This window comes from Alcaligenes sp. Marseille-Q7550, from assembly GCF_965112015.1.
The window spans coordinates 715,312-740,018 of record NZ_CBCOPU010000001.1 but is presented as its reverse complement, the minus strand read 5'-3'; the positions used below and the strand labels follow the sequence as shown (position 1 = coordinate 740,018).

Annotated in this window: 26 protein-coding genes and 1 pseudogene; 12 read left to right on the top strand and 15 right to left on the bottom strand. The window is 63.7% G+C overall.

Translation table 11 applies throughout. The features are described 5' to 3' along the window. The first annotated feature begins 69 nt into the window (after positions 1–69). Complete coding sequence (locus ACWPWO_RS03550; RefSeq protein ID WP_454004456.1) at positions 70–474, top strand: group III truncated hemoglobin; 405 nt, start codon at positions 70–72, stop codon at positions 472–474. 2 nt (positions 475–476) lie between these two features. Further along, positions 477–941: an RrF2 family transcriptional regulator gene (locus ACWPWO_RS03545; protein ID WP_454004454.1), complete on the top strand. Its 465-nt coding sequence runs from the start codon at positions 477–479 to the stop codon at positions 939–941. Between the two features lie 37 nt (positions 942–978). On the opposite strand, the gene serA is transcribed toward ACWPWO_RS03545, so the two are convergent. From serA to ACWPWO_RS03510, 7 genes are all read right to left on the bottom strand, one after another. Further along, complete coding sequence (gene serA, locus ACWPWO_RS03540) at positions 979–2,187, bottom strand: phosphoglycerate dehydrogenase (RefSeq protein ID WP_454004452.1); 1,209 nt, start codon at positions 2,185–2,187, stop codon at positions 979–981. Between the two features lie 148 nt (positions 2,188–2,335). Further along, positions 2,336–3,337 carry a cytochrome-c peroxidase gene (locus tag ACWPWO_RS03535; protein ID WP_394064132.1) on the bottom strand — a complete coding sequence of 334 codons (1,002 nt, stop codon included), beginning with the start codon at positions 3,335–3,337 and terminating at the stop codon, positions 2,336–2,338. Between the two features lie 261 nt (positions 3,338–3,598). Further along, positions 3,599–4,303 carry an ABC transporter ATP-binding protein gene (locus ACWPWO_RS03530; RefSeq protein WP_454004450.1) on the bottom strand — a complete coding sequence of 235 codons (705 nt, stop codon included), beginning with the start codon at positions 4,301–4,303 and terminating at the stop codon, positions 3,599–3,601. 6 nt (positions 4,304–4,309) lie between these two features. After that, positions 4,310–5,104: an ABC transporter ATP-binding protein gene (locus tag ACWPWO_RS03525; protein ID WP_454006261.1), complete on the bottom strand. Its 795-nt coding sequence runs from the start codon at positions 5,102–5,104 to the stop codon at positions 4,310–4,312. 5 nt (positions 5,105–5,109) lie between these two features. Beyond that, on the bottom strand, positions 5,110–6,081 hold the full coding sequence (locus ACWPWO_RS03520) for a branched-chain amino acid ABC transporter permease (RefSeq protein WP_454004448.1): 972 nt from the start codon (positions 6,079–6,081) through the stop codon (positions 5,110–5,112). A gap of 4 nt (positions 6,082–6,085) precedes the next feature. After that, positions 6,086–7,006, bottom strand: a complete 921-nt coding sequence (locus ACWPWO_RS03515; RefSeq protein WP_394064126.1) for a branched-chain amino acid ABC transporter permease — start codon at positions 7,004–7,006, stop codon at positions 6,086–6,088. Positions 7,007–7,024: 18 nt separating this feature from the next. Then, a complete protein-coding gene (locus ACWPWO_RS03510) occupies positions 7,025–8,194 on the bottom strand; it encodes an ABC transporter substrate-binding protein (RefSeq protein ID WP_454004445.1) in 1,170 nt (389 codons plus the stop codon). 326 nt (positions 8,195–8,520) lie between these two features. Between ACWPWO_RS03510 and ACWPWO_RS03505 the strand changes: the two genes are divergently transcribed. From ACWPWO_RS03505 to ACWPWO_RS03490, 4 genes are all read left to right on the top strand, one after another. Continuing rightward, positions 8,521–8,958 carry an Ivy family c-type lysozyme inhibitor gene (locus ACWPWO_RS03505; RefSeq protein ID WP_454004444.1) on the top strand — a complete coding sequence of 146 codons (438 nt, stop codon included), beginning with the start codon at positions 8,521–8,523 and terminating at the stop codon, positions 8,956–8,958. A 142-nt stretch (positions 8,959–9,100) separates the two neighbouring features. Continuing rightward, a complete protein-coding gene (locus ACWPWO_RS03500; protein ID WP_454004442.1) occupies positions 9,101–10,186 on the top strand; it encodes a helix-turn-helix transcriptional regulator in 1,086 nt (361 codons plus the stop codon). 71 nt (positions 10,187–10,257) lie between these two features. After that, positions 10,258–10,452 (top strand): heavy-metal-associated domain-containing protein, encoded by a 195-nt coding sequence (locus tag ACWPWO_RS03495; protein WP_394064119.1) that lies wholly within the window; start codon positions 10,258–10,260, stop codon positions 10,450–10,452. A gap of 100 nt (positions 10,453–10,552) precedes the next feature. Continuing rightward, positions 10,553–11,080 (top strand): ureidoglycolate lyase, encoded by a 528-nt coding sequence (locus tag ACWPWO_RS03490; RefSeq protein WP_454004439.1) that lies wholly within the window; start codon positions 10,553–10,555, stop codon positions 11,078–11,080. A gap of 8 nt (positions 11,081–11,088) precedes the next feature. On the opposite strand, the gene cynR is transcribed toward ACWPWO_RS03490, so the two are convergent. Next, complete coding sequence (gene cynR / locus ACWPWO_RS03485; protein ID WP_454004437.1) at positions 11,089–11,976, bottom strand: transcriptional regulator CynR; 888 nt, start codon at positions 11,974–11,976, stop codon at positions 11,089–11,091. 108 nt (positions 11,977–12,084) lie between these two features. On the opposite strand from cynR, the gene ACWPWO_RS03480 reads away from it, so the two are divergent. From ACWPWO_RS03480 to ACWPWO_RS03465, 4 genes are all read left to right on the top strand, one after another. Then, positions 12,085–12,732 (top strand): carbonic anhydrase, encoded by a 648-nt coding sequence (locus ACWPWO_RS03480; protein WP_454004435.1) that lies wholly within the window; start codon positions 12,085–12,087, stop codon positions 12,730–12,732. Between the two features lie 568 nt (positions 12,733–13,300). Continuing rightward, positions 13,301–14,551 carry an SGNH/GDSL hydrolase family protein gene (locus tag ACWPWO_RS03475; RefSeq protein WP_454004433.1) on the top strand — a complete coding sequence of 417 codons (1,251 nt, stop codon included), beginning with the start codon at positions 13,301–13,303 and terminating at the stop codon, positions 14,549–14,551. Then, positions 14,514–15,098, top strand: a complete 585-nt coding sequence (locus ACWPWO_RS03470) for an autotransporter domain-containing protein (RefSeq protein ID WP_454004431.1) — start codon at positions 14,514–14,516, stop codon at positions 15,096–15,098. Before ACWPWO_RS03475 ends, ACWPWO_RS03470 begins: the two co-directional genes overlap by 38 nt. Positions 15,099–15,249: 151 nt before the next feature. After that, complete coding sequence (locus ACWPWO_RS03465; RefSeq protein WP_454004429.1) at positions 15,250–16,170, top strand: LysR family transcriptional regulator; 921 nt, start codon at positions 15,250–15,252, stop codon at positions 16,168–16,170. Positions 16,171–16,198: 28 nt separating this feature from the next. Here the strand turns inward: ACWPWO_RS03465 and ACWPWO_RS03460 are convergent, their stop codons facing one another. The 5 genes from ACWPWO_RS03460 to ACWPWO_RS03440 all read right to left on the bottom strand — a co-directional run bounded on the left by ACWPWO_RS03460 (position 16,199) and on the right by ACWPWO_RS03440 (position 20,659). Beyond that, a complete protein-coding gene (locus ACWPWO_RS03460) occupies positions 16,199–17,158 on the bottom strand; it encodes a tripartite tricarboxylate transporter substrate binding protein (RefSeq protein WP_454004427.1) in 960 nt (319 codons plus the stop codon). Further along, positions 17,155–18,036, bottom strand: a complete 882-nt coding sequence (locus ACWPWO_RS03455) for a dihydrodipicolinate synthase family protein (protein ID WP_454004425.1) — start codon at positions 18,034–18,036, stop codon at positions 17,155–17,157. Before ACWPWO_RS03455 ends, ACWPWO_RS03460 begins: the two co-directional genes overlap by 4 nt. A gap of 77 nt (positions 18,037–18,113) precedes the next feature. Continuing rightward, positions 18,114–18,974 (bottom strand): GntR family transcriptional regulator, encoded by an 861-nt coding sequence (locus tag ACWPWO_RS03450; protein ID WP_454004423.1) that lies wholly within the window; start codon positions 18,972–18,974, stop codon positions 18,114–18,116. A 42-nt stretch (positions 18,975–19,016) separates the two neighbouring features. Further along, on the bottom strand, positions 19,017–20,099 hold the full coding sequence (locus ACWPWO_RS03445; protein WP_454004421.1) for a Bug family tripartite tricarboxylate transporter substrate binding protein: 1,083 nt from the start codon (positions 20,097–20,099) through the stop codon (positions 19,017–19,019). A gap of 113 nt (positions 20,100–20,212) precedes the next feature. Beyond that, on the bottom strand, positions 20,213–20,659 hold the full coding sequence (locus tag ACWPWO_RS03440; protein WP_454004419.1) for a cupin domain-containing protein: 447 nt from the start codon (positions 20,657–20,659) through the stop codon (positions 20,213–20,215). A gap of 255 nt (positions 20,660–20,914) precedes the next feature. On the opposite strand from ACWPWO_RS03440, the pseudogene ACWPWO_RS03435 reads away from it, so the two are divergent. Both ACWPWO_RS03435 and ACWPWO_RS03430 read left to right on the top strand, forming a co-directional pair. Beyond that, positions 20,915–22,041, top strand: a pseudogene (locus tag ACWPWO_RS03435) (cupin domain-containing protein). 215 nt (positions 22,042–22,256) lie between these two features. Beyond that, on the top strand, positions 22,257–23,279 hold the full coding sequence (locus ACWPWO_RS03430) for an AraC family transcriptional regulator (RefSeq protein WP_454004417.1): 1,023 nt from the start codon (positions 22,257–22,259) through the stop codon (positions 23,277–23,279). A gap of 117 nt (positions 23,280–23,396) precedes the next feature. Here ACWPWO_RS03430 and bla read toward each other — a convergent pair whose 3' ends face one another. Further along, complete coding sequence (gene bla / locus ACWPWO_RS03425; protein WP_454004415.1) at positions 23,397–24,323, bottom strand: class A beta-lactamase; 927 nt, start codon at positions 24,321–24,323, stop codon at positions 23,397–23,399. 202 nt (positions 24,324–24,525) lie between these two features. Beyond that, positions 24,526–24,681: a DUF711 family protein gene (locus ACWPWO_RS03420; protein WP_454006259.1), complete on the bottom strand. Its 156-nt coding sequence runs from the start codon at positions 24,679–24,681 to the stop codon at positions 24,526–24,528. Between the last annotated feature and the right edge of the window lie 26 nt (positions 24,682–24,707).

The window sequence follows — 24,707 nt, the reverse complement described above, 5'->3', positions numbered from 1 at the left end:
GCGCTGCTTGACCGCGGCCGCCAAAGCCCATAAGATGAATTGCAAATATATCTTCAAGCCGCGACTTTCATGACCACAACGACTCTTTGCACCCGCCAGGAAATCCATGACCTGGTCTGGGATTTCTACGACCGCATCCGCATGGACGAGGTTCTGGGCCCCATCTTTTCCGAACGCATCAAGGATTGGGACACGCACCTGGGCGTCATGGAGGAATTCTGGTCGTCCCTGCTGCTCAAGACCGACGGCTACCAGGGCAACCCAATGGGCAAGCACCTGACTCTTTCGCACATCCAGGCCAGCCACTTCGAACAATGGCTGCGCCTGTTCAAGGAAACCTGCGAGGAACGGAACAACCAGGCCATGGCGCAGCTCGCCCTGGAATACGCCCAGCGCATCGCCCGCAGCTTCTGGTTCGGTTGTCAATTCCAGCATCACCCCACCCAGGTCTCCACGGACCTGCAACTGCCCTGACCATGCGCCTGACCAACCTGACCGATTACGCCTTGCGCCTGCTCATGTACCTGGGCCAGCACGAAGACCGGCTCTGCACCATCGCGGAAATCGCCCAATACCACCAGATTTCCGAAGCGCACCTGATGAAAGTCACGCATCTGCTGGCCAAAGGCGGCTGGATCCAGACCCAGCGCGGCAAGAACGGCGGCATGCGCCTGTCGCGTCCGCCCGAGGACATGAACCTGGGCCAGCTCGTGCGCTACACCGAAAACGACCTGGCCGTCGTGGAATGCCTGGGCAGCGGCAGCCATTGCGTGATCAGCGGGCGCTGCGGCCTGAGCGGCATCCTGAACCAGGCCCTGGCCCGATTCCTGTCCCACCTGGACGGCTACACGCTGAAAGACATTCTGCCCCCCGTCCCCGGGCATGAGCAGGCCGTGCGCTGGTCCACCGCCAGCCGCCCGGCGTTCACCGGGACGCCATGAAGAAAACCGGGCGCAGGCCCGGTTTTCTTTGGAGTTGTCACTGCGCCAGGATCAATTCGCAACGCAATGTGGCTGTATGGGCCCGGACGGCCTCCAGGACCTCTTCGTCCGGCACGCGGTCCAGATCGGTCAGGGCATAGCCGAGCTCGCCTTGGGTCTGCAACTGCTGCCGGCTGATGTTCAGTCCGTGTCCGGCCAGAATGTTGTTCAGGCCTCCCATCGCGCCGGGGATGTTGCGATGCACATGAAGCAGGCGGCATGCGCCGTGGATGTCGTGGTAGGAGACCTCCGGGAAATTCACCGCGCCCTTGGTCGCGCCGCTGCGCAGGAAGCTGACCAGTTTCTCGGCAACCTCGCGGCCTATGTTCTCCTGCGATTCCTGCGTGCTGCCGCCGATATGCGGCGTGAGGATCACGTTGGGCATGCCGATGAGCGGGCTTTTGAGGGGCTCATCGACGCTCTTGGGCTCCACCGGAAACACGTCCAGGGCGGCGCCGGCCAGATGGCCCGACACCAGCGCCTGGTGCAGGGCGGCTATATCCACCACCGTGCCCCGCGAGGCGTTGATCAGGATGGCGCCGGGCTTCATGGCGGCCAATGTGTCCGCATTGATGATGTTCTGCGTGGACTGGCCGCCCGGCACGTGCAGGGTGACCACATCGGATTCGGCCAGCATCTGCTTCAGGTTGCCATAGACTCGCGCATTGCTCAGCGGCAGCTTGGATTCCACGTCGTGATAGAGCACGCGCATGCCCAGGGCCTCGGCCAGGGTGCCGACCTGCGAACCGATATTGCCGTAGCCGATCACGCCCAGGGTCTTGCCGCGGATCTCGTAGGCGCCCTCCGCGCTCTTGTCCCAGAAGCCCTGGTGCACGCGCAGGTTTTTTTCAGGGATGCGGCGCAGCAGCAGAATGGCTTCGCCCAGCACCAGTTCGGCCACCGAGCGCGTGTTGGAGAACGGCGCGTTGAACACCGGCACGCCGCGGCGCTCGGCTTCGCCCAGATCGACCTGGTTGGTGCCTATGCAAAAGCAGCCCAGCACCTTGAGCTGGTCCGCCTGTTCCAGCACGCTGCTGTCGAACTGCGTGCGGGAGCGTATGCCCACCACCTGGGCGCCCTTCACGGCATCCAGCAATTCCTGGCCCGACAGGGCCCCCTTGTGGGTCTGGATGTCGGTGAATCCGGCGGCCTCGAAGACTTCACGGGCGCTGGGATGGATGTTCTCGAAAAGGACGATGCGACTCATGATGGTTCCCGTCGTTTATATAGTATCTAAATGGTACTATTTTTAAGCCGTTTCCGCAGCGCATCTACAATGCCGGCATGGGCATCTCCTCCGCCATGAGCGACGGCCCGCATGGCGGGCCGTCGCTCCAGTCGCGGGCTGCCGGAGATCAGGAACCGAAAGGTACCGGACGCGGCGTGTTGTCGCGCGAAGGCGGCAGGATGGGCAGGACGATTTCAGGCTGCTTGCCGGTCAAGGTCTTCAGGAAAGCCACGATCTGGGCGTTCTCCTGTTCGCTGAAGCTGCGGCCCAGTTGCAGGCGTCCCATGATATCCACGGCTTCGGTCAGGGTGTTGACCGCGCCGTCGTGGAAATAGGGATAGGTCAGTTCCACGTTGCGCAGCGTAGGCACCTTGAAGTTGAAGCGGTCGGCATCCTTGCCGGTGACAGCCGCGCGGCCTTCGGCAGGGTTGTCCGTCTTGTAGGGTTCGACCACGCCCATCTTCTGGAAGGACGTGCCGCCCAGGTTGGGACCATTGTGGCAGGCCACGCAACCGCTGGCCTTGAAGAGCTGATAACCGGCCAGTTCCTGGTCGGTGATGGCTTTCTTGTCGCCCTTGAGCCAAAGGTCGAAACGCGAATCCGGCGTGACCAGGGTTTCTTCGAAAGCGGCAATGGCCAGGGTGACTTCCTCGATGCCGAACTGATCCTTGCCGAACACCTGCTTGAACTCGTCCTTGTATTCGGGGATGGAGCTCAGGAATTCCAGCGCCAGTTCATGTGTGAAGGCCATCTCCTTGGGATTGGCGATGGGGCCGCCGGCCTGCTCTTTGAGATCGCTGGCGCGGCCGTCCCAGAACTGCGCCAGGTTCAGGCTGGAGTTCAGCACCGTAGGCGAATTGATGGGGCCTTCCTGCCAGCGGTCGCCGATGGAGGTGCGGATATTGTCCGTGCCGCCCATGCTCAGGTTATGGCAGGAGTTACAGGAGATGAAGCCCGAGCGGGACAGGCGAGGTTCGAAGAACAGTTTCTTGCCCAGTTCCACGCGCGCGGGATCGGTGACCTTGGCCTCGGGGATGACCTGAACAGGCTCGTAGGCGCTGGCGTGCGCGGCGGCGCCGGCGAACAGTGTGGCCGACAGGACAGAAAGAGCGAACAGGCGTACTTTCATGACGACTTCCTTGTGGGATGATAAAACTTCCTGCCAGTTGGATCCGGGCAGGACCCATAACCCTTCTGGCCTTAAGGTCATCGTAAGGAAAGGTCGGACATTACATATTGATACACCGCAAACAAACATGATTCCGTTCCCGCCGTAGGGAACTTTCACAACCCGGGAACGGCGGCGCTGGCCGACCATGAAAAACGCGCCGCAGATCGTAATCGACCTGCGGCGCGTTCCAGGCGCCGGCGCGGAAGGGTATCGGCTGCCCTACACGCCCAGATAGCGCGTCCAGAGCGACCGGTCAGCCCCCAGGGCGTCCGAATCGCCCTGCCAGACCAGCTTGCCGCGTTCCAGGATGATGTGGTGGTCGGCCAGCGCCATCAGCCGCTCCACGTACTTGTCGATCAGCAGGATGGTCTGCCCTTCCTCGCGCAGCACGGCCAGGCAGTTCCAGATCTCCTCGCGGATCTTGGGCGCCAGGCCCTCGGAGGCCTCGTCCAGGATCAGCAGCTTGGGATTGGTGACCAGGGCCCGGCCGATGGCCAGCATCTGCTGCGCGCCGCCCGAGAGCTGATTGCCCATATTGGAAGCCCGCTCCCGCAGGCGCGGGAAGAAGTCGTACACCCGCTCCGGCGTCCAGGCCTTGCTGGCCTTGGGATTGCGATTGCAGGCGAACGCCGTCAGGTGCTCGGCCACGGTGAGGCTGGGAAAGCACTGCCGCCCTTCCGGCACGATGGCGATCCCGGCGCGGGCGATGCGGTCGGGGTTCCATCCCGAAATGGACTGGCCGTCGAACTTCACGTCCCCGCCGCGCACCGGCAGCAGGCCCAGGATGGTGCGCAACAGCGTGGTCTTGCCCATGCCGTTGCGGCCCAGCACGGTGACGACCTGTCCGGCCTTGATGGACAGGTCCACGCCGAACAGCACCTGGCTGGAGCCGTAGCCGCTTTGTAATTGAGTCGTTTCCAGCATGACGTCCTACCTTGGTGTTACCGGCGTGTCATCGTCGCCCAGATAGGCTTGACGCACGGCCTCGTTGTCGCGGATCTCGGCGGCCGTGCCCGTGGCGATGATGTGGCCGGCCACCAGCACGGAAATCCGGTCCGCCAGGCGGAATACCGCCTCCATGTCATGTTCGACCAGCAGCATGGTGGCCTTGCCGCGCATGGATTCGATCAGCTCGGTCAGGCGCAGGGTCTCGTCGGGTCCCATGCCGGCCATGGGCTCGTCCAGCAGCAGGACCTGCGGACGGCTGGCCAGCGCCAGGGCGAACTCCACCTTGCGCTGCTCGCCGTGCGGCAGCACCCCCGCCTGGGTATGCAGCAGCTCGGCGGCTATGGCGCATTCGGCCGCCAGCGCCCGGGCCTGCTCGTAGAGCTGCGTCTCGTCGTGGCGGGCGCGCCAGAAGCGGAAGCTGCTGCCGCTGCAGGCCTGCAGGGCCAGCACCAGGTTGTCCAGCACCGTGTAGTTCTTGAAGATATTGGTGATCTGGAAGGACCGCGCCAGGCCCGCCGCCACGCGCTGGTTGCCCGACAGCGAAGTCACGTCGCGGCCGCCCAGCAGAAACTGCCCTTCGTCGGGAGTCAGCGTGCCCGACAGCAGGTGGATCAGGGTGGACTTGCCGGCCCCGTTGGGACCGATCAGGCCATGGATCTCGCCGGGCACCAGGCTCAGGGACACATCGTCCGTGGCCTTGAGGGCGCCGAAGCGCTTGACCAGGCCGCGCGCCTCCAGGGAGGCGGCATGGGTTGCTGCCGGCGCCGCCATCGTCATCGTGCTCATGCCTGCTCCTTGGCCAGTTTGGCGGTGCTTGCGGGATCGGCGGCGGAACGGATGCGCACCAGTCCGGCCAGGCCCTTGGGAGCGAAGAACACCACCACCAGCAACAGGATGCCCAGCGGCATGTGCCAGTACTCGGTCCAGTTGCGCAGGATCTCCTCCAGCACCAGCATCACGAAGGCGCCCAGCGCGCCGCCGTACAGCAGGCCTATGCCGCCGACCAGCACCATGATGATCAGGTCCGCCGACTGGGTCCAGTTCATCAGGCTGGGCGAGACGAACAGGTTGTGATTGGCCAGCAGCGCGCCGGCCAGGCCCATGACCGCGCCGCTGATCGTATAGGCGGTCAGGCGGATGCGGTAGACGGGATAGCCCAGCGACTGCATGCGGCTCTCGTTCTCGCGGGTGCCCATCAGGGCCTGCCCGAAGCGGGCGTTGACCAGCCGCTGGAACAGGAACAGCACCAGGACCAGCACGGCCAGGACCAGGTAATAGAAGACCAGGTCGTTGCTCAGGTCCACGCCGGGCAGTTGCGAGGTGCTGTACATGTTCAGCCCGTCCTCGCCGCCATACTGGCGCAGGGAGATGAACAGGTAATAGATCATCTGGGCGAACGCCAGGGTGATCATGATGAAGTACACCCCGCGGGTGCGCAGCGACACCGCGCCGGTCAGGAAGGCCAGCAGGCCGGAAACCAGCATGGCGGCGGGCCAGGCGATCAGGCCGCTGTCCACCCCTTCGGTGGCCAGGATGCCCACCGTGTAGGCGCCGGCGCCGAAGAATGCCGCATGGCCCAGGGCCACCAGGCCGCCGTAGCCCAGCACCAGGTTCAGGGCGCTGGCCGCCATCGCGTAGATGAAAATGCGCCGCACGAAGGAAATGTAGAACTCGAGCCCGTACAGGGGCGCCAGCAGCGGGAAAGCGATCAGCGCCGCCAGCACCAGGACGGTGAAAATACGCGAAGTACTCATGTCATCAACCTCGCGCCGGAAACAGGCCCGATGGACGGAAGACCAGGACGCCGGCCATCAGCACGTAGATCAGGATGGCGGCCAGGGTGGGCCCCACGCTGGAGGCCACGTCGGCCGGAAACACATTGCGCAGCAGCATGGGCAGGAAGGCGCGGCCCGCCGTGTCCACCATGCCCACCAGCAAGGCGCCCACGAAAGCGCCGCGGATCGAGCCGATGCCGCCGATCACGATGCACACCAGCACCAGGATGAGGATCTCCTCGCCCATGCCGATCTGCACGGCGGTGATGGGGCCCAGCAGGGCGCCGGCCAGGGCGGCCAGGGCCGCCCCGAGCGTGAACACGCCCAGGAACAGCACCGGCACCTTGACCCCCATCAATGTCGCCATCTGACGGTTCGAGGCCCCCGCCCGCACCAGCACGCCGGCGCGGGTCTTGGTCACGAAGGCGTACAGCGCCAGGGCCATGACCAGTCCCACCGCGATGATCATCAGGCGGAAGGCCGGATAGAGGAAATCGGGCAGGATCTCGACGGGGCCGGCCAGCAGGGCCGGCATGTTGAGCATCACGGGCGTAGGACCCCAGATCATCTTGACCAGGTCATTGGCGATCAGGATGACCGCGTAACTGCCCAGCACCTGCGCCAGGTGGTCGCGGGTAACCAGCTTGCGCATGATGAGGATTTCCAGGGCGATGCCCACGAGGGCCGTCACGCCCACCGCCACGATGATGGCGGCGGTGAACGAGCCGGTGCGCTGCATGGTTTCCGCGGCCACATAGGCTCCCGCCATATAGAGGGAGCCGTGGGCCAGGTTCATGATGTCCATGATGCCGAAGACCAGGGTCAGGCCCGCGGCGATCAGGAACAGCATCAAACCGAACTGCAAACCATTCAGCAGTTGCTCGGTTATCAGAATGAGCGACATGCTTCTACCACCTGAATCTTATTTGAGTTTGCAGTCTTTGACGTAGACGTCCTGGTGATTGTCGAACACCTTGCTGACCAGGCGGTTCACAAGGCGTCCGTCGGCGTCCTTCTCCACCTTGCGCAGGTAATACGCCTGGATGGGGAAATTGTTCGCGCCGTAGGTGAACTTGCCGCGCACGGAATCGTAGTCGGCGGCCTTCAGGGCCTTGAGCACGGCTTCGCGGTCCTTCACGTTGCCGTCCACCTGCTTGACGGCGGCGTCGATGGCCAGAATGACGTCATAGGCCTGGGCGGCGTACACGGAAGGATAGCGGCCGTTGTATTCCTTGCGGAAAGCGTCCACGAAGGTCTTGTTGGCCGGCACGTCCAGGTCCTGCGACCACTGGGCGGTGTTGTACATGCCCAGGATGGGTTCGCCCACGGCGGGAATGATGTCCTCGTCGCCCGAAAAAGCGGGGCCCAGCAGCACGATGTCCTTGTTCAGGCCGGCCGCCACGAATTGCTTGATGAAGTTGATGCCCATGGCGCCGGGCAGGAAGAAGTACACGGCCTGTGGCTTGGCGGCACGGATCTGCGCCAGTTCGGCGGCATAGTCGATCTGGCCGAGCTTGGTGTAGATCTCGTCGCTGACTTCCTTGCCGTAGCCGCGCTTGAAGCCGGTCAGGTGGTCCTTGCCGGCCGGATAGTCCGGCGCAATGATGAACATCTTGTCGTAGTTGCGGTCGGCGGCCACCTTGCCGGCGGCTTCGTCAAAGGCGTCGTTCTGGTAGGGCACGCCGAAGAAGTAGGCGTTGCAGCCTGCGCCGGCCAACTGGCTGGGGCCGGGGTTGCTGGTCAGGTAGGGCACCTTGGCCGAAAACAGGGCCGGGGCCACGGCCAGCGCCACGTTGGAGCCGACCGGGCCGGTGAAGAAGTCGATCTTGTCGCGCTGGACGAAACGATTCACCAGTTGGCGGGCCTGGTCGGGGTTGCCGGCCATGTCCTGCTGGATGAATTCGGCGGGCTGGCCGCCCAGCTTGCCGTCCAGCATCTTGATGGCCAGATTGAAGCCATCGCGCACCTCGCCTCCCACGGCCGCAAACGGGCCGGACGTATCCATGGCCATGCCCACCTTGATGGTGTCGGCATGGGCCAGCGAACCGCCAAAAGCCGTGGCCAGAGCCACCGACAATACGATACGTTTCATGCTATCTCCTCGCGCCACAGCGCTTAAAGGCTGTCGTTATTCAGGGTGTGTGACAGACCGGATCCAGGTTCCAACCACACCAACTATTTATTTATAAATAGTTTAGTTATGAACGAATTCTGATGACAAGCTGTGGTTTTTACCTAGAGAACGAGCTGCCGGATGCTACCTTACCGACTGGCGCAACCCCGCGCCAATGCGGCAGGCGGATAAGCACTATAACGACTGCGGCAATACGGGTTTATGCACGTTTTCCTTGATGCCGCCCGGCGAACGGGCGGCGCCGCGCTGCTAAACTGGGCCTACGCCCATCCTCAGGAGCTGTCATGCATACATCGAACAAGCTATGCCGCCTGCTGGCCGGCGCCGCCCTGTTCGCGGGCCTGCTGGCGAACTCGCAGGCCGCCGACCCCGTCTACCTGTCCGACCTGGCCGCCGCCAGCAAACCGGTCGCCGACCAGTACCGCGCGCTGATGCGGGACGTCTCCAAGCGCGCCAGCTGGGTGAACCAGTACGGCACCGCCTCGCCGGCCGAGGCCGTCACGGCGGACGGACGCAGCTACCAGCTCTTTCGCGCCTGCAAGCCGCACAATTGCCCCAGCGAAAGCTACGTAGTATTGCTGGACGCCCAGGACCAGACCATCAAATATGGCGCCTTCGTGGAAAACAAGACCTCCAGCTCCGGCCTGACCAGCAGCCGCATCCAGTGGCTGGGCAAGCCCGAGGACAGTCTGGCGCGCCAGATGGCCCCCTGGCTGTTCTAGCCGCGCACCATGCGGGGCCGGCGCAACGGCTCCGCTCCGTCCGCAGCAGGCATTTGCACAACATTCAGACACAATGTGTTAGCTTAGGCAAAATGGCGCGTGCCCGCCTTTGCCCTCACTGATCACGTCCAGAAAATAGATCATGCTGACACTGCAATCGCCTCCCCAAGGCGCGGCATTCGACGCCTTGCATGCCGTGAGCCTGGGCCAGGCCGGATGGAACGACGTCATGGCGGCCGCCAAACATCTGGTGGGGGCCGATTCAGCCACCATGCTGTGGCACAGCAAAAGCGCGCATGGCCTGGCGCACACGGAAACCGCCGACATTCCCGACCATACCCTGCAACTGTACGGCAGCCATTTCCACACCCGCGACCCCATGGCCCTGCGCCACTGGGGCTCGCCCGCCGGAACGCGCTTTTCCGGCGGCCAGGAGCTGGACAAGCAGGACAACATCAGCCGCAGTTTCTGGAACGACTTCATGCTGCCCTGCCGCATCCGCGAGATCCACGGCTGCGTGCTGACCAACGACACACAGTGGATCACCGCCATCAGCTTCCAGCGCAGCCGCCTGTACAAGCCCAGCACCGAGCTGCTGCGCACCGAACAGGCTTTCATGGCGCTGGCCGCCCAGGCCCTGCGGGAACAGCAGCAACGCAATGTTGCCGAACTCTCCCATCTGGGGCAGTTGCTGGGACCCCGGCACAACCTCTGGATGATCGTCAACAGCCGCGGCGAACTGATGAGCGACGTGCACCACCTGTTCCAGGAGCTGGACCACGACCGCGGCCTGCAATTGACGGACAACCAACTGCGCCACCAGGATCCTCGCTGGGACCGCCGCCTGGCGGCCGCGCTGCAGGAATGCGCGCAGGACCGCCGTCCCAGGCAACTGCACCTGCCCGACAATTGGGGCCGCTCCTACCGGCTGTACATAGGACCGGCCGAACCACGCTACAGCCAGGGCCTGCAAAGCATCCTGCAGCTACGGCTCGAATGCCGCCATATCTTTCACCTGCCCAGCGCCGAACTGATCGCCGAGTTCTTTTCCCTGACGCCCACCGAGGCGCAGCTATGCCATTGCCTGGCCAGCGGCCTGGCGGTCAAGGACGCCGCCCAGGTGCTGGGCATGGCGCCCGACACGGCGCGCAAGCACCTGGCCTCCATCATGAAAAAGACCGGCTGCCTCCGCCAGCCCGAACTGCTGCGCCTGATCACCTCGCTGTGAGCGGGCCTTGACCTTGCCCCCGTGGCAAGGCTTAAGCTGTCTGCATTGTTTCCATCAACAGGAGTCAGACGATGTCGACATTCTCCGTACCCGACATGAGCTGCGGCCATTGCGTGCGCAGCATCACCGAAGCCATCCACGCCATCGCCCCCCAGGCGACCGTCAACACGGACCTGGACAAGCACCACGTCACGGTCGAAGGCCTGGACGCCGACCAGGCCCTGAAGGCCATCGAAGAAGCCGGCTACACGCCCGCCAGGCTCTGAGGCCCGGGCGGCCCTGGCCCGCGCAGCCGGGGCCGCTCTTCCCTTCTCGCGCAGCCAGCCTACAATGCCCCCCACTCATGACTGATCACGGAGCGCATCCATGTCCTCGTTTCTCGTCCCCCAGCCCCTGACGCCCGACGCCTTCGCCCCTTATGGCTGGATGCTGGGCAAGGGCCTGAGCCACGCGCCCGCCGGGGCCGCCTTCAGCAACGCCGCCACCGACTTCTGGCGCGAGCACGCTTTCGACTCCGGGGAAGGCGGCGGCACGGAAGTACTGTGGGTCAATTACCGTATACGTGATCCGCAGGTCGCCGCCCTGGAACAGCACCTGCTGACCCAGCAGGCACTGGTGCCGCTGACCGGCGAAGTGGTGCATGTCGTGGCCGCCAGCGACGCGCAGGGCGGGCCCGACCTGGCCACCTTGAAGGCCGTCGTGCTCGCGCCGGGTCAGGGCGTATGCATGCGTCCGGGCTGCTGGCACAGCAGCCGCGTGCGCGACGGAGAAGTCGCCTGCCTGATGCTGACGCGCGTGTCGACCACCCTGGACCTGGTCGCCCACCTGACCACAGGCGCGCCCACCAAGGAAAGCGAGATCCGCTCCATAGCCCCCGTCACGCTCGCCCTGTAGCGCCGGCATCAGAAGGTGGAAGCGGCCCCATATTTCAGGGCCAGTTCGATGAAGGCGCGCATGGCGGCCGACTGATAGGCGCCCTTGCGCTGCATCAGGATGGCGCGCCGCTGCGGAGGCGCCGGCTCCAGCCCCACCGCCACCAGATATTCGCTGTTGCCGGCAATGGCGGCCGGCAGCAGGGTGGCCAGGCCGGTGCGCCGTACGATCTCGATGACGGCGTTCAGGGAATTGGACTCCATCAGTACATGCAGATCCAGGTCATGCTGGCGGCAATGGCGCTCGATCTGTCCGCGGGTGGCGAACTCCGGCGTCAGCAGCACCAGGGATTCGCGCATCAAGGTGTCGCGGTCTATGCTGCGGCGCTCCGCCAGCGAATGCGTGCGGCCCACCACCAGCGCCAGCGTCTCCACCAGCAGGGGCTGGAACTCGACAGCGGCGGAAGTGGGTTTTTCGAACGCGATGCCTATGTCCAGCTCGTCCTCCACCAACTGGGTCTCGACCCGTTCCTGCAGCATTTCCTGCATGACCAGGCGCACATTGGGATAGCGACGGTGGAAGGCCTCGACCAGGGGCCCGATCAGATAGGATGTGAAGGTGGGCGCCACGGCCACGCGCAGCGAGCCGCGACTGAGATCGCCCACGTCGTGGATGGCGCGCCGCCCCTCCTCCAGGTCCTGCAGGGCCTGGCGGGCATAGCGCCGATAGACCTCGCCGGCGTCGGTCAGGCGCACGACGCGCCCGTTGCGGTCGAACAATTGCGCGCCCAAGTGATCTTCCAACTGACGGATCTGCTGCGACAAGGCGGGCTGGGACACATGCAGGGCGTGCGCCGCGCGAGTGAAGCTCTGATACTGGGCAACCGCCAGGAAGTAATTGAGATGACGCAAGAGCACGCCGGCCACTCCTATAAGCAATGCCAATGAACTGTATCAGAAAACAGTATTTTACCTTATGACTAAGGAAGAGTAATCTTCAACCTGACCTAGACTACAAGGACAAGGATGAAAGATATCATTGAAGGTTTTCTGAAGTTTCATCGGGAAGCCTACCCCAAGCGCGCCAAGCTGTTCAAAAACCTGGCCACGCACCAGAACCCACGCGCATTGTTCATCTCCTGTTCCGACAGCCGCCTGGTCCCCGAGCTGGTCACCCAGCGTGAACCGGGGGACCTTTTCGTGATCCGCAACGCCGGCAACATCGTTCCGTCCTATGGACCGGAACCCGGCGGCGTCACGGCGTCGGTCGAATACGCCGTCTCCGCCCTGCGCGTCTCGGACATCGTCATCTGCGGCCACTCCGATTGCGGCGCCATGACCGCCATCGCCACCTGCCAATGCCTGGATCACATGCCGGCCGTGGATCATTGGCTGCGCTACGCCGATTCGGCCCGCCTCGTCAATGAAGCCCGCGAACACGCCAACGAGCACGAACGCATCGCCTCCATGGTGCGCGAAAATGTGATCGCCCAACTGGCGAACATCCAGACCCACCCCTCGGTGCGCCTGGCCATGTCCGAAGGCCGGCTGACCCTGCACGGCTGGGTCTACGACATCGAATCGGGCACCATCGAAGCCTACGACGGCGGCGCCATGAAGTTCGTCCCCCTGGTTGAAAACCCCACCGTGCGGGCGGCCCCCAACAGCCGCTGAAGTCTCGCAGACTGCCGTCCCATGCCAGCAAACGCCATGCCCGCAAGCATGGCGTTTTTGCATTCAAGAACGCAATCCATCGTTGAGCCCGGCCATGATGAACAGGCCGGCCGGCGCCGCGTTGATGGACGCCGCCGACCTGCATCGCCCTGCTTTGCGCCTTCTTGAACGGCCACGTTCAGCTCACAACACGATCTCCCGCTTCAGCCGTTTTCTCCGTTGCAAGACCCGTCCCGGCAGAGGTCCGGCAACAGCCTGCTTTCGTTCAGATATGGAACCATATTGAAAACAACGCAAACCAATAGGCAAGAAAAAAGAGCATCCTGACGCGCAGGAGAGGCGCGGCCGTCAAGGCTTGCGTTGGACGGCTCCTTTTCTCCGCAGAGCTTGATCCCCTCAAGCTCCGACCGTGATGAATCCAGGTCTGCCCGAGTTCCTGATCGGACTCTAGAACCCGATTGAATCGTGAACCCGATTGAAATTGGAAAAGCCTGAAGACGGGAACCAAGAATTCCGCTGTTTTCCTGGAACATCGATCAAAAAACCCTTCTTGTCGACTGGCTCAATCATGAAAAAATCATGTCTCGCCCTGGCACTGGCCATTCTGGGTGCAAACGCCCAGGCTCAATCCTTCTCCCGCATCTACTTCATCGGCGACAGCCTGAGCGACAGCGGTCAGTTCGGCTCGCGCTTCACCACCAATCCGGGCCAGGTATGGGCTCAGGATCTGGCAAGCCGCTTGGGAAACGAAGCGCTGCCCAGCACCCAGGGCGGCAGCGACTATGCGGCAGGCGGCGCCCGAGTCGTGGTGGATGACAAAGCCGATCCCACCAAACCCGTCGGCCCTACCAACCCCGTCCTGCCTTCCATGACCACCCAGGCCCGGCATATGCTGGCCATGCAGGGCGGACGCCTTGACGGCCAGGCCCTTTACAGCGTCTGGGGCGGCCCCAACGATTTGTTCGCCGCCGCCCTGGACCCGTTTCACGCGAACGAGATCATTGCGGAATCCCTGATCGGCCAGGCCACGCTGATCAATCAACTGTCGCAGGCCGGCGCGCGCTACATACTGGTCCCCAACATCCCCGATCTGGGCATGGCGCCGGCATTCGCCGGCTCTCCCTGGCTGGCCGCCCTCGCCAGCCGGATGAGCAACAGCTACAACCAGAACCTGGACCTGCTGCTGAGCCGCAGCCCCGCCAACATCATTCCCTTGAACGTCTCCAACCTGCTGCACGAAGTGATGGCCGAACCCGCCGCCTATGGGTTCTCCAATGTGAAGGACACAGCCTGCGGCTCGGTCTCTTCACGCCTTTGCACGCCGGCCGACCTGGTCGAGCCCAACGCCGACCAGACCTATCTGTTCGCCGACGGCGTGCATCCCACGACGGCCGGCCACCGCATGGTCGCCGACTATGCGCAGTCCGTGTTGAACGCACCGGCTCGGATGGCCGTACTGGCGCCCGCCGCCAACACGGCCGGCCTGATGCAGATGCAACATATAGACCGCCGCCTGCAGGAAGCCGGACGGCAGCAGAACAGCGCGCTGTCCGTCTGGGCCCAGGGCGCGGCAGTCACCGGCAGCGGTCATGGCGTCAACACCCGCCTGGACGGCACCGGCGGCAGCTGGCTCGTCGGGGTGGACCAGTACCTGGACGCCTGGACCATCGGCGCCTACCTGTCTTACGACAATCTGGACGGCAAGCGGAAGATCGCCACACCTATGCGCAAAAGCGCCAGGGGGCGGGGTATACGGCCGCTGGCAGTCCGCGGACCTGTGGGTGAACGCGCAGCTCTACTATGCCAGCCTGGACAATGACACCCGGCGCCGGATCCCCCTGGGCGCCGCCAGCCGCGAACATCGAGCCAGCGCCGGCGGACAGCAGCTCGGCGGCAAGATATCGGCCGGCTTTCAATGGCGGGCCAGCGCGTTCACCCATGGTCCGGTCGCGGGCCTGAGCGTGCAGAAAGCCAGGATCAAGCGCCTGGACGAGGACGGCAAGGGCCTGTCCACCTCCATGAGCTTCAATGCCCAGGATCAGACCTCCGTGCAAAGCAGCCTGGGCTATCAGGTGACCGTGCCCCTGAACCCGCAATGGACCGTACATGCATCCGCGCAATGGCTGCACGAATTCAAGAAGCCCGCCCAGGAAATGGGCGCCCGCCTGCAGGACGGCGTGCACGACAACCGTACCTTCTACTTGCCCACCGACCAGGAACGGGCCCGCAACAGCGGCCTGCTGGAGCTGAACGCCGCCGCCCAGTTGAACCGGAACTGGAACCTGGGCGCCGGCGTCAGCGCCCAGGTCGGCAAGGCGCCCAATGCCCAGACGGTGGTTTACCTGAATACCGCGTATCGCTTCTGAGCCACCCGGCCGCGCCGGCTGACCGGCCGGTGCGCGCAGCGGCGCTCGATACGCTCCATGTACGGAGCAGGCTCGCTCAGGTTTACAGCCGCGACACGCGCCCGCCCCATTCTGCTACGATGCATGGCACACAATATCAAGCCTGGATCGCATGGACTTCAGACAGCTGCGTCAATTTGTCGTGCTCGCCACCGAACTGAACTATCGGAAGGCGGCCGAGCGCCTGCATATGACCCAGCCGCCTCTGAGCATCGCCATCAAGCGACTGGAAGAGGACGTCGGGGTCCAGCTCTTCGAACGGGACCGACAAGGCGTACGCCTGACCATGGCGGGAGGCACCTTCCTGCGCGAGGTGCGCCACCTGTTGGAGAGCGCGGAAGCCGCCGTCAAAATCACCCAGGATGCCGAGCGGGGCCGCATCGGCACCTTGCGCATCAGCTCGGTACCCAGCGCCGCCCTGCAAATCCTGCCCCGGATCCTGCAGCCGTTCACGGCCAGATTCCCATCCGTCCGGCTGCACCTGAGCAGCGGCAGTTCCATGGACACGCTGGGGGAGCTGCAAAGAGGCGAACTGGACATCGCGCTACTGGTACCGCCCAGCCATGGCATCCCCGGCCTTGTCTGGCATCCCTTGTGCGTGCAGCGGCTCAAGCTCGCCGTTCCCGCCAACCATAAGGCAAGCCGGCAGCGCTGTCTGCAACTGAACGAGCTGCGCGACGAGACACTCATCGCACTGGCCCACTCGGACAGCCCGGGTTTTGCGGGCGCAATCATGTCATTGTGTCAGCACAACGGCTTTCAACCCCACGCATTGCAGGAGTCCTCGCACGCGCTGATCACTCTGCCATTGATCGCGGCGGGCCTGGGAGTTGCGATCATCCCCGAGGCTTTGTCACGCATCGTCATAGAACACGTCGCCTATCTGGACCTGGCCGACGCGAATGGGCAGCCCCTGACCTACCAGCTGGCCCTGGCCACCCAGAGCCAGAGCATCAATCCGGCCGTGCCTGGCTTTCTCCAGACCGCAATTGAGGCGCTGTCGCATTGCGCGCCCCAGGACGCGCCTTGCTGACGTCTTCCAACGCGGCCCGTGCGGCGCCTCAACCGCCCAGCAACTGCGCCCATTTCTTTCTTTCCTGCCGGATGCGTTGCTGAAAGGCGTCCTGCGACGAGTCCACGGCCTGGCTACCGCGGGCGTAGATTTTCTCCCGGGCCAGATCGCTGCCTGCCACAGCGGCGATCGCCCTGTTCAAACGTTCGACGATCTCGACCGGCGTTCCTGCCGGCGCCGCAATGCCGGACAAGGAACCAGCTTCCAGATCCTGGCCCAGCACCTCCTTGACGGTAGGAATCTGCGGCAGATTCTCCAGGCGCCCCCCCGACGTGACGGCGAAGGCGCGGACTTGGCCCGACTCGATGAAGCTAGCGCCCGTTACCGCCGAGATGGCTGTGGCGTCCACGGTGCTGCTGAGTACGGCGGTCAGGGAATCCGCGCCGCTCTTGAAAGGCACGTGCATCATGCGCACGCCCGTCGCCTGCTGGAGCAGTTGCAAGACCTGATAGTTATCCGACCCCGCCCCGGCCGTGGAAAAGCTGAGCTTGTCGTCTTCCGTGGCTGCGACCGCCAGCAGCTCTTTCAGTGATGAGTACGGACTGCCCGAGCCGACGGCCAGGACAGTGGGCGTATTGGCCAGCATCGCGATGTAGACGAAGTCTTTGTCAGGGTCATAGGCAAGCTGTGGATAGATCCAGGGGTTGACTGCATACATGCCATTGGTGATCACCAACAAGGTGTAGCCATCGGCAGGCGCCTTCGAGACAAAACCCGCCGCAATGCCGCCTCCCGCCCCTGCCCGGTTTTCCACCACCACAGGCTGCCCCAACTCGCGGGTCAAGCCCTCGGCGAACACGCGCGCTGTGGCATCGGTCACGCCTCCGGCGCCAAAGGGCACGATCAGGCGGATGGGTTTGGCCGGGTAGACGCCCTGCGCCTGCGCCAAAGGCATCGCCAGAGCGAACAACAAGGCGGCGCCCAAGTGAATGCAGATACGTTTGATCATTGCACTATCTCCATCTTCTTCAAGATACGATTCAAGACTTCCCGCAGGCCGGGCTCCAGCGGCGCCAACGGCGCCCGGAGATGGCCGCAGGGAATGCCGCGCATGTCCAGGCCTGCCGCCACCGTGCGCGGCAAGCCATGATCCATCAAGAAATTCAGCAGTTCGCTCTGCCGCTCGAACCATTGGGTCGCCTGTACCGCGTCGCCTGCCAAAGCGCAGCGGTACAGGTTGAGCACATGGGAGGCGCAGAGATTGGGCGCGGCGGTGCACCAGCCCGCCGCGCCCTCGCACAAGCCCTGCAGAGCCATGCGGTTCAGCCCGACATAGATCTGCACGTGCTCAGGGCAGACTCGCCGCAGCTGTGCAAACTTCTGCGGATTCGGGCTGGCTTCCTTGATCAGCGTGACGTTCGGAATCTGTGTCAGGCGGCTCAGGAAAGGCACAGGCATGTCCAGGCCCGTGGTGAACGGATTGTTATAGATCATCACCGGGATGGAAACCGCCTCCGCCACCCGGCGGTAGTAGGTAAAAATCTCTTCCTCGGTCAGGGACCAGTACGTACTGGGCAAGACCTGGATGGCGCTGGCGCCTGCCTGCTCAGCATACCGCGCGTGGCGGATCGTCTGCGCTGTGCTCAGACTGGACACCCCTGCCAGAACCGGCACGCGGCCGGCAACGGCTGCCACGGTGCTGCGGACGACTGCGTCGCGCTCGTCATCCGTCAGATAAGGCAGGCAGCCGACGCTGCCCAGCGGCGCCACCCCGTGAACGCCTTCAGAAATCAAATGCTCCACATGACGGGCCAGAAGACCGTGATCGACGCGTCCCTGCCCGTCGCAGGGGGTCAGCAGATAGCCGACGATGCCTGTAATGCGCATAACTGGAAACTCCTCCTTGGTGACTGCTCAGTCTATGGAGGGCCGCCAGAATCGTCTAATTTAAAATTTATAGGCATCTAATATATAGCGCACGTGCCGCGCGACCTCTGCAGCCACTGCACGACGAACTCGCCGGACTCCATGACATGCCGGCGCATGGCCGAGCGCGCCGCCTGAGGATCCCTCCTTGACAGAGCCTGCACGATCGCCTGGTGATGCTCGATGCTTCTGCGCGCACGCGACTCGATCATGCCCGAGGCCGTCATGCCGAGCACGTTCCTGGTATAGTCGACGTGCAGGTCCTTGATGATGCGCTGCAGCGCCGTATTGCCTGCCGCCCTGTAGATCAAGGAATGGAATTCGTCATTCCAGCCCACCCATTGCCGCAGGCACGCCTCAATCCCCGAGGGCGCCCCCGCCTGCTCGGAAGTAACTGCGGCCAGCAAGGCGAGCACGGCCTGGACGCCTTGCGCGTGCACGCCGTGCAGCTTGACTAGATCGGCCGGCATCATCGCGCAGGCCGCCCTTTCCGCGGCCATGCCTTCCAGTTCCGCGCGCAGCCAATAATTCGCCGCGATATCCTCCGGGGTCGGCGCCACGACGGTCGCGCCGTAGCGCCACTGCTGGATGACCAGCCCTTTTATTTCCAGCTGCCGCAAGGCCTCGCGGATCGGAGTCCGGCTGACGTCATACTCCTCGGCCAGCACTTCCTGTCGCAGCTTTTTCCCATGGGGGTAGGTGCCATCGAAAATCTTCCTGGTCATGGTCTCGACAAGACTCTTCAGCAAGTCTGTTTCGTGAAGAGCTCCGGCCGTACCGCCCGAACTGCTTCGCCACGATGCAGGGTCGCCTTCAGGGTCGCTTTCATCAAGCCCCGCCATGCCTGGCCAGGAACGGCCTGCCTGACGCGAAGGCGCGTGTTCATTCTTCTCCGCCATCTCCATCCCTCCTTCTTGTCATCCCCCGAACCGGCCCGGACCTCAGGACGGTGCGAACACCGCTTTCCATTTCGAGGCTTCTTCCATCATTTTCTGCCTGAACGGAATGGCCCCATGCTCCATGGCCTGGCTGCCTTGCGCATACAGATTCTGCATGTCCGCACTCTGCAGCACGCGCTCCATCGCCTTTTCCAGTTTCTCCAGGCGCTCGGCCGGCGTGCCGCGCGGCGCCACCAAGCCCGATATAGAGCCTACGTCAAAATCCACGTCGAGCAGTTCCGCGACGGTCGGAATGTCCGCCAGCCCGCCCACTCGCCGGCTGGACGTCACCCCGAGCGCACGCATCTTGCCCGACTCGACAAAGCTGTTGACCACCACGGTTTCCACCGCACTGACCTGCACAGTTCCGGACAATACGGCCGTGACGGCCTCGGCGCCGCTCTTGTAGGGAACGTGCATGAACGCCGTATCGGTTTGGTGCTGCAGCAGCGCGAGCACTTGGTGAATGGAAGTACCTATGCCCGATGACGCGAAGGCCATGCTGTCGGGTTCGCGTAAGGCATGGCCGAGCAAGTCCCGCAGATGGCCAATGGGCGACTTATCGGGGACGACCAGCACCAAGGGCGTATTGGCAATCATAGAGACATAGTCGAAGTCCTGGAAGGCATCGTAGTTCAAGCTTTGATGGATCAGGGGATTGACCGCAATCATGCCATTCGTGATGATCATCAGCGTATATCCATCCGGCTTGGCTCTGGCCAGCGCGCTGGCGGCAATGCTGCCGCCCGCCCCGGGCCGGTTCTCCACGATGACGCTCTGCCCCAGCTCCTGCTGCAGGATTTTGGCGACGGTGCGGGCCGTCAGATCGGTGACGCCCCCCGCCCCGAAAGGAACGATTAACGTAATGGGCTTGTCAGGCCAATCCGAGCTCGCCCGCGCCAAGCCTGAAAAACAAAACAACAACACGACGCCTGCCAGCAAGTATCGGAAAGAGAATGCGAAGAAATCCCGTATTGCGGCTGAGTCTTCGTGATGATGCTGAGGCGCTTTCAGCACCGTACCGGTAGAGTCTCGATTGGCTTCGCCGGCCAGGGCGAAGCGAACGCCAAGCTGCATTTTCAGCATATTATGTCCCCAATTATTTTTTTATTCCCGACGAACTTGCCGCCGTGCATACGAGTTCCGGCTTTTATTTTCCTGGCAAGGCAAATCCGTTCGGGAATCAGGATTTACTGAGATCAGCGTTCCAGATCCGCATCCGTCAGTTCCGGCACTTCGCCTTTGATATTCATGCGGCCTTCGTAAACCGGAAAGGCTCGGGTAGTGGGCCCCTGATACTGGACAAAGAAAATCGTTCCACCGGTCTCAGTCACCAGTTCTTCTTCGATATGCGGATCCGGATGAAATACCACTGTTCCCGGCCCGAACGCTTTGCCCCCCATTTTGAATTCGCCTTCGATCACGTACCAAACCTGAGCGAAGTCATGCTTGTGCAACTTGAATCCGGCACCAGGTTCGTAATTCAAGAGACCCGCATTGGGTTCGGTAGGACGTTCGTCACGAGTATGAAAAAGAAATTTGGTCCTATTCTTGAATCGGCCCATCTCCCATTCCATATCCTCGGGCCGGCGGTACTCCGGCATGTGATGGCGAATATCGCTCTTCGGCATATCATCGAAACTCATGGTCAGCTCCAAAAAAGTAGTTCCAGGCCATTCTATAGACCATCCGGAATAAATACTGGATACAAAAATCAGCCGTAAAACCAGGCTGGCTGCTGACGTTCTAACGTTATTTCTCGGCCGTTTCTGGACAGTGTTTGTCCAGTCGCGGATAGCGCGGCGACCGCCTCGTTCGCTACCTTATGAACATGCGCCGCCACCGCGGAGCTTCGCCCCCCGGCTGCTCCCGCACTGCGGCACGATACCAAGGAGAAGACGATGAATACGGTTGCCTACGATGCCTTCCGCGAAGACGTGCTCGGCCGCGCGAACGTGGCCGACACCCCTGAACTGCTGTCCTACTACAAGAATCTGGAGCGCTTGGGCGCCGCCGCCCTTGGACGGTCGCCAACAAGATCGAGCCCTGGCAGCCCAAGTCCCAGTCCGTACCCATGCTGTGGCGCTATCGCGACCTGCGCGCACATGTGCTGCAGTCGGTCGCGCTGGTTTCTCCCGAAAAGGCCGGGCGGCGCGTGATCTATTTCGAGAATCCCGGCCGCAAGGACGTGGCCGCCGCGGTGGGCTGGCTCTACTCCGGCCTGCAGGTCATGCATCCCGGCGAATGCGCCTCGGCCCACTGGCACTCCTCGTCGGCCTTGCGCTTCATCATGGAAGGACGCGGCGCCTACACCATCGTGAACGGGCACAAGATGACGCTGGGCGCCAACGACTTCGTCATCACCCCCAACGGCTGCTGGCACGAGCACGGCGTGGACGAGGACGGCCTGCCCTGCATCTGGCAGGACGGACTGGACATCCCCCTGGCCAACGCCATGGAGGCCGGCTTCTTCGGCGTGCACCCCGACCTGCACCAGGCGGTGGGCTTTCCGGTGGACGACGCGGTGGGCATCTGGGGCGCTCCGGGACTGCGCCCGGAAGACGTCAAGTGGAACCAGTCCTATTCGCCGCTGTTCAAGTACCAGTGGGAGCCCACCTACGAGGCCTTGCTGCGCTACGCCAAGGCGGCCGAAGGCAATCCCTACGACTGCCTGCTGATGAACTACACCAACCCGGCCACCGGCGGCCACGTCATGGCCACGATGGGCGCCAGCATGCAGCTGCTGCGGCCCGGTTTCGCGGGCAAGGCGCACCGCCACACCGGCAGCTTCCTGTACCAGGTCGCCAAGGGCAGCGGCTATTCCATCATCAACGGCCAGCGTCTGGACTGGCAGGAACACGACGTATTCTGCGTGCCCTCCTGGGCCTGGCATGAACACGCCAATGCCTCCCAGACCGAGGACGCCTGCCTGTTCTGCTTCAACGACCTGCCCGTCATCCAGAACATGGGCTTCTACCGCGAAGAGGCGCTGGCGGACAACGGCGGCCACCAGCCCGTGCTTGCCTGAGCCTGCGGCAGGAGGAGCCCGTCCGCGGCCCGCCGGCTCCATCATCAGCGTGAGCATGGCGCCCCGCATGGGGCGCTTTTCTCGCGGCGGGCAGCGCTATACTGAGCGGAGAAAAACTCATGATGAAGGCCGCCTTCACCAGGCAGGCCAAATGCACAAGGGCGATCCCGGCGCGAGCAAGGCGGCGGCGCGCCCTGGCCCGAGCGGAGGCAGACATGTTCCCTACCATGACGGGATGGACCCAGGCTCTTCTGGGTCGTCACACGCTTCTCGTGTCGCACGACGTCGAAGAAGTGCGGTCCCGCATTGCCGCTCTGCTCAACGATCACGAACTGACGCCGCACGGCTCCACCCTGACGGCGCGCCTGCATGGCGTGCAGGCGGACGCGCTGAGCCTGTGGCGGCTGGAGTACGGCGACGCCGTCACGGTCGAGGAGACCCGGCCCGGCGGCGAATTCCTGCTGGTGCAGATGCCCTTGTCAGGCTCGGTGGAAATCCAGTGCGACGAAGGCCATTGGTCGGTCAGCACGGGTTCGGGCCTGATCATGCCGTCCAACAAGCCTCACCGCCTGCTCTGGGAGGCCGGCGCGGCGCAGATCATCCTGAAGGTGCCGCTGAGCCGGCTGCAGTTCGAATACCAGCGCCTGACGGGCCGGCATGCACGCGGGCCGCTGGCCTTCGACCGGCAGATCAGGCTGGAAGCCAGCGACGGCGAGCAATGGAGCGCCCTGCTGCGTTACTTCTGCGAGCAACTGGCCCATCCGTCCGCATTGAGCGCGATCAAGGCCAGGATGGCCGAAGAAGCCCTGATCCGCCATCTGCTGGTAGCCCAATCCGTGACGCTGCGCGAGCACATCCTGGGCGAACACGGCCTGCATGTGCCGCAAAGCCTGCAGCGCGCCCGGGACTACATGCAGGCTCACCTGCACGAGGACATCAGCCTGGACGACATCGCCCGCCACAGCGGCGCCAGCGCCCGCAATCTGTCGCGCCTGTGCCAGCAGCAATACGGGGTCAGCCCCATGCAGATGCTGCGCGATCTGCGACTGGACCGCATACGCCAGGACCTGCTCCAGGCATCCGCAGACCGTTCCGTATCGGAAATCGCCCTGCGCTGGGGCTACAGCCACCTGGGTCGTTTCGCGGCGGCCTACCGCCAACGCTTCGGACAGGCCCCGCATGAAACGCTGCGCTTCGGGCGGCCAGCTGAATCGCAGCCCGGGCCGCATATCGGCTAACTACCGGCAAGCGCATCACACAGCCGATGTCGTCGCCGCCCCTGGAGCCAGGAAGCGAGCAAATCCAGTCTTGCGCTGAAAATACGCCAACGTCATGGCGCGCTCAAAGCCTGATGCTCAGGCGTATCCCAGCGTCTGCAGGCTCATGCGGGCAGCCTGGGCCAGCACGGCATCGCGCTGCTCGTCCGTTCCTCCGCGAGCGTCCGTGAAATACGCAACGATGTAGATGGCCGTGCCCTCCGGCGTCCAGATGACGCCGATGTCATTGTGCGTGTTCCGGTCTCCGGTCCCCGTCTTGTGCCCCAGGCGGCAGCCCGGCGGCAAGGCCGCCTTGAGCCGTCCCGCACCGGTAGGCGTGCCGATCAGCCATTCTTCCAACTGGCCGCGCTGCGGCGGCGCCAGCACCTTGCCGCCCAGCACAACCTGCATGTCGGCCACGTACTGGGCCGGCGTGGTGGTGTCGCGCGGGTCGCCGGGCAACGCCGTGTTCAACTCGGTCTCGTAGCGATCCGCCCGCGTCACCGTGTCGCCGATGGAGCGGTACCAGTTCCGCAGCGTCTCCAGCCCGCCTATCTCCCGCAGCAGGATGTTGGCAGCCGGATTGTCGCTGAGCTGCACGGTCGCCTTGCACAACTGCGCCACCGTCAAGGCGGACCCTACCGCCTCCCCGGTGACGGGCGCGTGGGCGACCATATCGTCTTTCGTGATGGCGACAGGCCTGTCCAGCCGCTCCAGGCCCTCCTGGACGCGCTGCAAGACGCAAGCCGCCAGGAACAGCTTGAAGGTGGAGCAATAGGCGAAGCGCTCATCGGAGCGCCAGTCCACCCGGCGCCGGCCGTCCGTGGCGCAAAGGCCCAGCCGCCCGCCGTACCGGGCCTCCAGGGCGGACAGGTCCAGGCCGGTGGCCTTGGCGGCCAAGGCCTGGAACGGCATGGCCTGCAGGACGCCCATCGCTCCCAGACCCAACAGAAAGGTCCGGCGATCCAGAGAAAGCCGTATCGCGGAACAAGAAGCATCCGGGACGAAGATGGGCGATTTTTTCATGCAAACTCCTGGGCAGCCTGGGTGAAACGGCCCGGCGTCCTGCTGCCGACGCGCCGGGCCCAAAGGAAAAGACCCGAAGACAACAGCCCTTCAAGCCATTTTTAGAGCAGATTTCTATAGCAAAGCGCAGCGCCTGACAAGCCATTCGCTGCAGCCGGCCCAGCATCGCGCCGGACTGCAAGGCGCTGCCCAGCCAGCGCTTTCAAGGCAAGGCCATGACAGCGCAATTGCACAGGTCCGCGCTTTCAAACTCAGTCACCTCGCCCGCCTGCAAGCCAGGCACAGGAAACAGGCGCACCGTCAGGGGCTTGTTCAGCCGGAACGCCGTGGTGCCGGTATCTCGCATGATGCTTTCCAGTTTTCGGCGCTGACACGCAAAAACCC

Coding starts and splice junctions, on each gene's coding strand:
- ACWPWO_RS03550 (WP_454004456.1), top strand. CDS start 70: ATGACCACAACGACTCTTTGCACCCGCCAGGAAATCCATGACCTGGTC.
- ACWPWO_RS03545 (WP_454004454.1), top strand. CDS start 477: ATGCGCCTGACCAACCTGACCGATTACGCCTTGCGCCTGCTCATGTAC.
- serA (WP_454004452.1), bottom strand. CDS start 2,187: ATGAGTCGCATCGTCCTTTTCGAGAACATCCATCCCAGCGCCCGTGAA.
- ACWPWO_RS03535 (WP_394064132.1), bottom strand. CDS start 3,337: ATGAAAGTACGCCTGTTCGCTCTTTCTGTCCTGTCGGCCACACTGTTC.
- ACWPWO_RS03530 (WP_454004450.1), bottom strand. CDS start 4,303: ATGCTGGAAACGACTCAATTACAAAGCGGCTACGGCTCCAGCCAGGTG.
- ACWPWO_RS03525 (WP_454006261.1), bottom strand. CDS start 5,104: ATGACGATGGCGGCGCCGGCAGCAACCCATGCCGCCTCCCTGGAGGCG.
- ACWPWO_RS03520 (WP_454004448.1), bottom strand. CDS start 6,081: ATGAGTACTTCGCGTATTTTCACCGTCCTGGTGCTGGCGGCGCTGATC.
- ACWPWO_RS03515 (WP_394064126.1), bottom strand. CDS start 7,006: ATGTCGCTCATTCTGATAACCGAGCAACTGCTGAATGGTTTGCAGTTC.
- ACWPWO_RS03510 (WP_454004445.1), bottom strand. CDS start 8,194: ATGAAACGTATCGTATTGTCGGTGGCTCTGGCCACGGCTTTTGGCGGT.
- ACWPWO_RS03505 (WP_454004444.1), top strand. CDS start 8,521: ATGCATACATCGAACAAGCTATGCCGCCTGCTGGCCGGCGCCGCCCTG.
- ACWPWO_RS03500 (WP_454004442.1), top strand. CDS start 9,101: ATGCTGACACTGCAATCGCCTCCCCAAGGCGCGGCATTCGACGCCTTG.
- ACWPWO_RS03495 (WP_394064119.1), top strand. CDS start 10,258: ATGTCGACATTCTCCGTACCCGACATGAGCTGCGGCCATTGCGTGCGC.
- ACWPWO_RS03490 (WP_454004439.1), top strand. CDS start 10,553: ATGTCCTCGTTTCTCGTCCCCCAGCCCCTGACGCCCGACGCCTTCGCC.
- ACWPWO_RS03480 (WP_454004435.1), top strand. CDS start 12,085: ATGAAAGATATCATTGAAGGTTTTCTGAAGTTTCATCGGGAAGCCTAC.
- ACWPWO_RS03475 (WP_454004433.1), top strand. CDS start 13,301: ATGAAAAAATCATGTCTCGCCCTGGCACTGGCCATTCTGGGTGCAAAC.
- ACWPWO_RS03465 (WP_454004429.1), top strand. CDS start 15,250: ATGGACTTCAGACAGCTGCGTCAATTTGTCGTGCTCGCCACCGAACTG.
- ACWPWO_RS03460 (WP_454004427.1), bottom strand. CDS start 17,158: ATGATCAAACGTATCTGCATTCACTTGGGCGCCGCCTTGTTGTTCGCT.
- ACWPWO_RS03455 (WP_454004425.1), bottom strand. CDS start 18,036: ATGCGCATTACAGGCATCGTCGGCTATCTGCTGACCCCCTGCGACGGG.
- ACWPWO_RS03450 (WP_454004423.1), bottom strand. CDS start 18,974: ATGGCGGAGAAGAATGAACACGCGCCTTCGCGTCAGGCAGGCCGTTCC.
- ACWPWO_RS03445 (WP_454004421.1), bottom strand. CDS start 20,099: ATGCTGAAAATGCAGCTTGGCGTTCGCTTCGCCCTGGCCGGCGAAGCC.
- ACWPWO_RS03440 (WP_454004419.1), bottom strand. CDS start 20,659: ATGAGTTTCGATGATATGCCGAAGAGCGATATTCGCCATCACATGCCG.
- ACWPWO_RS03430 (WP_454004417.1), top strand. CDS start 22,257: ATGTTCCCTACCATGACGGGATGGACCCAGGCTCTTCTGGGTCGTCAC.
- bla (WP_454004415.1), bottom strand. CDS start 24,323: ATGAAAAAATCGCCCATCTTCGTCCCGGATGCTTCTTGTTCCGCGATA.